Source organism: Paenibacillus sp. LBL (genome assembly GCF_029893715.1).
In the GTDB taxonomy this organism is placed as follows: Bacteria; Bacillota; Bacilli; order Paenibacillales; family Paenibacillaceae; genus Paenibacillus_AQ; species Paenibacillus_AQ glucanolyticus.
Genome location: NZ_JARXYU010000031.1, coordinates 19,969 through 27,118 on the forward strand (window position 1 = coordinate 19,969; position 7,150 = coordinate 27,118).

Genomic DNA, 7,150 nt, shown 5'->3' on the forward strand with positions numbered 1-7,150 from the left:
AGGCTTCGGAATATGATGAATTAGGGCTGTTTTTGGTACTTCTGCACATAATGGCTCAAGGTAAGCAGCGGCCAGACCAGCGGATAACTGTGATAATGAATATAAAAATGTCCCGGCAAACCCGCACCGGCAGGATATGTGGTTCTCCTGCCTTCTTGTCGGTTCCACTCTATTAAACGAAGGATCCCCTGATCGATCACCTCGGTTGGATTGTCGTGAACTGCAATCAGCGCATCCAAAGCCCATGCCGTATGGACGACCGTAGAGTATGGAGCCGGATTATATTTCTTAATGAAATCGCTCCGACAGGACTCCCCCCATCCCCCGTCCTCATGCCGGATTCTCAACAGCCAGTCCACGGCCCGCCGGATCGCAGGATGATCTGCCTGCAAGCCGGCAGCAGCCATTCCAGTCACCGCTGCCCATGTGCCATAGATAAAAGACACTCCCCACCGGCCATACCAGGAGCCGTCGCTCTTCTGCTTCTTCACGAGCCAGTCTAAACCGTCTTGAATGCGCGGATGGGATAAACGCAGTTTCAAGTGATTCCCGAGCAGCTCCAGAACCCGGCCGGTAATATCCGCGCAGGAAGGGTCGGCGGCAGTTTCAGCAAAATGCGGTATTCGAAATAAACGTATAATCGACGAGGCACTGTTCTTCTCAAAAGCAGCCCATCCTCCATCATCATTTTGCATACGGAATACATATTGAATTCCTTTTCTCCATGCCGCGCTGTAGTCACTCTCCTGGGCTGCTAACCTGGTAAGTACGCGAATAACCGCCTGTGTATCGTCAACATCCGGATTGGCCGTGTTGCTCTCGGAGAATCCCCATCCACCGGAGGTGCGATGCCGTGAGTCTCTTTCCGACTCCTGCTTCTCCAAATGCTGCAAGGAAAGAAGATACTTCGCGGCTCGCAGCATTGCGGCATCTTCCGTTGATACTCCTGCCTCCTGGAGGGTATAGGCAATCAGTGCCGTATCCCAGACGGTTGATGGGGAGTTTTGAATGTGCAGCGACCCGTCGCGCGCAGTGTAACCGAAAGAAGCCAAGCCTTCTACCGCTTGCTTGATCATCGGTGAGTCCGTCTTATATCCAATGGCAAGCAGAGAATAAATCATAAAAAAGGTCGCGCTGGCATAGCTGTATTGTGTTCCGTCATTCTCAATATTTTGCAGGAGGATTTGCTCTGTTTTTTTAAGTGCGCTTCTCGACAGATAACCTTTTTTCTTTCTTTCCCGTGTGCGATTTGAACGTCTCGGTTCACGTAGTTTATGAAAATGCTGTGTTACAAACAGATGATGGATGTTGATCTCCCGAGGATGATGAAGCTTAAACTTGCGGTGGCCGAGGATCAGCAAGGAAGCAAAATGACTGCGGACATACGAGCTCCAACGGTAATAACTGAAAGAACTTGATTTGGGAAGCTGTATCAAATACAGGGGCAGCGGGAAAAAACGAGGCCAAGGATAGAGCCCGTTTAGCGCCAGCATGAATTTAGTCGAAACATGGGCTTGCTCCACACCGCCATGCTGTACAATATACTCCTCAGCCTTCTGCATCATAACGTCTTCCCGGCTTGCACAACCGGATAGCAACAGGGCTGTATAAGCTTCGACCGTAGAAGACAGATGGCCCACTTCATCGTCGTACTGCTTCCATGCGCCGTTTGGAGCCTGACGCTGCTTCAGACGCTGCGCGAGCTGCGGAATTAGCTCCGGCTTGGTATCCAGGTTTTTCAGTAGAATGATCATATTGGCATCTGTCATCGGCCCCGTATCAAAAAGAAATCTCCAGGATCCGTCCGGAAACTGTAAGGATTTGAGATGCGAAATATAGGTTTGAATCTCTGTCTGTACGATCTTCAGCCGACCCATTGTCGTCTCAACTCCTTGCCACATTGATAGGGTATCTCGTCACAAGAACCTGTTTTTTTATCGTATGTGGGGACAAAGCATCCGGTAGAGGCGTTTAGTCTCGGGTACATCCGCATATTTTGCACCAGGCTTAAAAGCCTGATTCCCATATCAGTAACCAGCAGCAGCAAATATCCTGAAAATATGCCGGGCTCCATTCCATCTCATAAAAAAAACCGGCCACTTGGGCCGGCTTCATCTCTTCATTTGATTTGGACCATGCACATTTTACAATAAACTGGAATATATTGCATATTGGCTCATATAATCATCATGATTAGGCCTGTCTCTGAGGAGCTGCGCGCTTTATGCAGTCCTCTTGTAACCTACCTTACTTAAGATTAGCAGACCATTTCTCTGCACGTGCCTGCAGATCATCCAGAAACTTCTGAATATCCGGTGCATGACCGGATGCAGCCTGGCTAATAAATCCGTTAATGGCTGGAGCGATGTCGCTCATATAGAACGGATTGGCTTCATCCATAAGCTCCGAGTGGCCAACTTCCGCAATTTCAAGCGCTTTTTTCACAAATTTATCTTCCGGTGTTACGAAATCAGCGTTTTTCAATGTGGGGGTATTCGAGAAATTTTCATACATATATTTTTGCGTCATGTAACTCGTCAAGAACTTCATCACTTCCCATGACGCATCCACATCTTTTGCATTTTTTGCCATGATGAACGGGTCGACTGCAACCCAGCCTTCGCCTTTTGGACCCAGGTTCAATACCGGCTCAAATCGGTCCAGCAGCTCTTTGTTCTGCTTCGAACGGTATTCACTCATGGTTGAACCGCCGGTAGAATCCAGCGCGATGGCAATGTTGTTCTTCTCAAGCCCGAAATTCTCGGCACCCTGGGCGTTGACGAAACCGGCCGGCGGCAGCTTGGCAGCTTCCTTCAGCCATTCCAGCACCTTCACCATTTCCGGTGTGTTGAGATGCCACTTGATGTTCTTGATATCTTTCAACGACCCTTCCGCTCCCTTCGCGCCAAAAGCAAGGGTAAGCGCAACAAAGGTAGATCCGTTTAACGAGTTGCCGCTCCAATACAGGCCGAAATTGTCTTCACCGGTTTTCGGGTTTTTGCCGGTCATTTTCTTAGCTTTATCCAGAATTTCTTCCGGACCAGGCTGTGCGGTGAGTGTATCCACTCCCCAGTCTTCAAACAGCTTCTTATCGTAGATAGTCATCCGGCGACCAAGGGCGACAGGAATGCCAAATTGCTTGCTGCCATCCGGGGACTTGGTGCTGTAGGAATTGTTCATGATGCCTTCCAGATAAATGCTGGGGTCAAATGAGGTGTCCTTTTCAATCAGATCGTCCAGATCCCGCAGCAGTCCTTCCTGATACCATTGGGAAGCAAAGGCTCCGCCCGTGTATAATACATCCGCGTCCCCGGAGAGCAGCATGGCCGTTTGTTTTGCTTTTACGTTCTCCCATGGGATTTGATATACCTCAAGTTTAATGTTCGGATACATTTTCTTGAACGTTTTATCCAAATATTCGTTAAGGCCGATCGTCGGATTCCCTGTCAACGCATCAATCCCGTTCTCGAGCTGCCAGCCTGCCAGCGCAACGCGAACCGTTCCTTGCATATCAGACACTTTCTCAATTTGGACGCCGCCGGTTACGTCTTTTCCCGAACTGCCAGTGCAAGCGGCCATCGTAAACACAAGTACAAAAGACAGAATAAGCAGTACCGTCTTCTTCATATCAGACACACCTCCGTAAAAAATATATGAAATTCGCGTAACGCGGGATTACTGCTTGATACCGGAGAGCGCAATGCTTTCGATAATATAACGCTGCAGGAACATATAGACGACGATAACCGGAATCAGACTCGTTGTGGTTGCCGCCATAATGATCGAAGGCTGTTGATTGATCCCGTTGTTATAGGTAAACATCGCCAGACCAATCTGAATGGTGTATTTGGTAGCGGATTTCAGAATCAGCAGCGGCCATAGCATATCGTTCCAGACGCCAAGGAACAGCAGAATAACCATGGTGGCGATAATGGGTGTACAGAGCGGAAGATAAACCCGGCTGAATACGGTAATTTCCTTGGCCCCATCCAATACCGCGGCTTCCCTTAAACTGCCGGGTAATTGATCAAAGAACGCCTTGGCTAAAAAAGTACCGAAAGCATAATTCATCGCCGGCAAATAAAAAGCCAGATAGTTGTCAACCAAACCGAGCTTGCTGAACAGCAGATACTGAGGAATCATCGTCATTTCGAATGGAATCATCATCGTGCTTAAGGCCAGCAGCAGAACGAAGTTTGCCCCTTTGAAGCGGAGTTTGGATAAGGCATATCCGGACAAAAGCGCAGACAACGAGCTGATGACAATGACTCCTGCACTAACAAGTGTTGAATTGCCAATATATCGAAACATATTGATGTTAGTGAAAGCGGCTTCATAAGTTCGGATCGAAGGCTCCTCCGGCCATATTTTGGGCGGGAAAGAGATATTGAGTCGTGCCCCCCAATCGAAGCTGGTCACGAGCATCCATAGGAACGGCACAATCATAATAAATGAACCCAGCAGCAGGGCCATTGTTAAAATAAGCTGTTGAAGTGTGATTCGTTTACGGCGTACAGGTTCCTTGGGTAAGGCTGAATCGATCATAGTTACCCTCCTGTCTTGTGAATTTACGGTTCCCTAAGGTTCCCGAATCGGCAAGGCGACCGAGTTAGTCTAAACTGTCTTTACGGCGGTTAAGGAGCATGAGGAATGCCGTCAGAATGAGTATGATCAGGAACAGTAAGTAGGATACGGCAGTGGCCAGACCCATCTGTGAAGCAAGGAACGCATTCCGGTAAATGTACAGCACGACCGTCATCAAGCTTCCTCCTGGATTGCCAGCCGTTCCCCCGATTAACCAGACATCGGTAAACCGCTTCATGCCGCCAATGGTTCCCATAATGAGCATAAACACAAAGATTGGACGCAAATAAGGAATCGTGATATACCACCACTTCCGGTACGTTCCGGCTCCATCCACTTCTGCTGCTTCGTAAAGATCCCGAGGAACACTTTGTAATCCGGCCAGGAAAATGATCGTGTTATACCCGAGCGCGCCCCACAAACTCATCAGCACAATGCTGTACCGTGCGACTTCAGGATTCGTGAACCATCCAACAGGATCCATGCCAAACAAGCCAATAACAAAGTTGATCAGTCCCTCCTTGGACGGAAAGAACAAGAACGAAAACAAGAGGCTTGTCGCAACACCGGATACCACATTGGGCAGAAAATATACGGCTTTAAAAAAATTACGTCCCAGATTCCACTTCAAGTTGTTAATGAGGCTGGCCAGAATAAAAGACAGTGCAATACCAAGCAGAACAGACCATATCCCCATCATAAATGTGTTTGTAAGCGCTTGCCAAAATAAGGAATCCTCCAGTGCGTATCGGTAGTTGCTGAGGCCCACCCAAGCGCCCGATAAATTGAGCCCAGATGTCTGATGAAAACTCATGAACAGCGCGGCGAACATGGGATAGATGGCAAATACCACAACCCCGATGATAAGCGGGGCACTGAATAGATAGCCCATCCAGTCATTGCGTGTAAATCTGAATCTTCGTTTAGCCATACTCCGATGATCCGCAGTCCATTTCCCTTCTGGGGTGGATGACAAACTGATCCTCCTCCTTTCGTTAATAACCGGATTCATGCCGGTGATTGGACAAGCGATCATGTCCATTCTGTACATGGTTATGTGGACGAATCCGGATTATGTGTTATTCTTTTTTTCACAGATGCGAACGTAAGAACAACATAGGTGTGACGATTCCTCATCGGCAGTGTATGCAATGGACCACATCTAGGTGTATGCCTATTCCGATTAAGGCATCATAATAAATATTATGTAAACTATCTAAACAAAGAAAACCGTCCATCTCAGATATCTAACCTGAAATTGACGGTTCATCATCACATACCCAGCATCGTCTTAAGCGTAATAAACACAACCGGAATCAGCAGCGCTGCGGATTAGATTCATCGTTTTGAAATGCCGGATGCCTAATATGCTCAAGCCAGAACTCAGAATCAAGATTCCCCCAACAATGGATATTTCGGTTAACAGCTCGGGTGTGATAAAACCCGACACAGCACCGGCCAGAACATAGAATAATCCTTGCCAACAAAATAGTACAACGGCTGATAAAATAATACCGATACCAAAGGTTGACGCCAGGCGGTAGATAATCCTTCCGCTAGATTGCCTGTCGAAAATCTGGACACCGCATGCTTGAATCGCTGTTCGATCAGGGGTCTCGCTGGAAGATTCTTTCTTTACACTTTAATTTGGGATAAAGAATAGTCTTTGCTTTCATACATCTTTATGGCAAGCATGATTTTTTTTGATTCAACCTTCGGTCTCCCTCCATTTCTTCCCCTAGCTCTAGCTACCGTCAGTCCATCTTTTGTTCTTTCACTAATGATATCTCGTTCCAATTCGGCTATGCTAGTTAACATTCTAAAGAAGAATCGTCCCATTGCTGTTGTCGTGTCAATCTTATCCTGAATGGATACAAAATTAATGCCTTTTGCTTCAAAATGTTCCATAAGTTCAACTAAATGCTTGGTACTTCGACTGATTCGGTCTAATTTATAGACAACCACTGTATCGTCTTTGCGTAAAATTTTAAGAAGTTCATCTAACTGTGGACGGTTATGTCTTTTTCTTTAAAGGTCTCATCAACCCCATATTGATTCAATGCATCGAGTTGTAATGATAATGACTGATCTTGTGTGCCAACACGTGCATAACCAAATTTCAATACAAACATCCCCCTTTCATACCAAAAACGGTCGTTTTTGATACGTTAACCCTCAATGCTAAGTGGCATTTATAAAGATAATTCTGATACAATATTGTTAAGCAAGAGGGCCAGATTATGGAATAATAGCTGTACTAAGATTGAACATTTAAAATAATTTTATTAGGCTAAAAATTAGTAACCATCACGTTAACCTGTTCAAAGGGGGAAATATGAAATTGGATCCAAACATGATTAAGTTTCGAAGGCTTATATTCGAAGATTTACCACTTATGTATGACTGGATTAGAAATGACCGTTTTGTTAACCGTTTTTGGGCTTACAACAAAAAAGAACCTTATGAAAAGGTGGTCAAGACCCCATTTTGTGGACATTGGAAAAACACCTAAGCTGCAAACTGGCGTCGGTACTCTACCGGCGTCAGTTTGTTTAATTTCCGCTGC

At 46.4% G+C, this 7,150-nt stretch carries 6 protein-coding genes and 1 pseudogene; 1 reads left to right on the forward strand and 6 read right to left on the reverse strand.

Annotation, left to right across the window (positions count from 1 at the left end; all coding sequences use genetic code 11):
• Positions 1-20: 20 nt before the first annotated feature.
• The 6 genes and pseudogenes from M2277_RS30835 to M2277_RS30860 all read right to left on the reverse strand — a co-directional run bounded on the left by M2277_RS30835 (position 21) and on the right by M2277_RS30860 (position 6,707).
• Entirely contained in the window at positions 21-1,877 is a 1,857-nt protein-coding gene (locus M2277_RS30835; protein ID WP_280756360.1) for a terpene cyclase/mutase family protein, read from the reverse strand.
• Positions 1,878-2,247: 370 nt separating this feature from the next.
• Entirely contained in the window at positions 2,248-3,627 is a 1,380-nt protein-coding gene (locus tag M2277_RS30840; RefSeq protein ID WP_006210628.1) for an extracellular solute-binding protein, read from the reverse strand.
• 48 nt (positions 3,628-3,675) lie between these two features.
• Entirely contained in the window at positions 3,676-4,545 is an 870-nt protein-coding gene (locus M2277_RS30845; RefSeq protein WP_006210627.1) for a carbohydrate ABC transporter permease, read from the reverse strand.
• A 64-nt stretch (positions 4,546-4,609) separates the two neighbouring features.
• A complete protein-coding gene (locus M2277_RS30850; protein ID WP_006210626.1) occupies positions 4,610-5,560 on the reverse strand; it encodes a carbohydrate ABC transporter permease in 951 nt (316 codons plus the stop codon).
• Between the two features lie 315 nt (positions 5,561-5,875).
• Positions 5,876-6,181, reverse strand: coding sequence for a DUF554 family protein (locus M2277_RS30855; RefSeq protein WP_481857804.1), 306 nt, complete (start codon positions 6,179-6,181; stop codon positions 5,876-5,878).
• A gap of 38 nt (positions 6,182-6,219) precedes the next feature.
• Positions 6,220-6,707, reverse strand: a pseudogene (locus M2277_RS30860) (recombinase family protein).
• A 218-nt stretch (positions 6,708-6,925) separates the two neighbouring features.
• On the opposite strand from M2277_RS30860, the gene M2277_RS30865 reads away from it, so the two are divergent.
• Complete coding sequence (locus M2277_RS30865) at positions 6,926-7,096, forward strand: hypothetical protein (protein WP_280756361.1); 171 nt, start codon at positions 6,926-6,928, stop codon at positions 7,094-7,096.
• Positions 7,097-7,150: the final 54 nt, after the last annotated feature.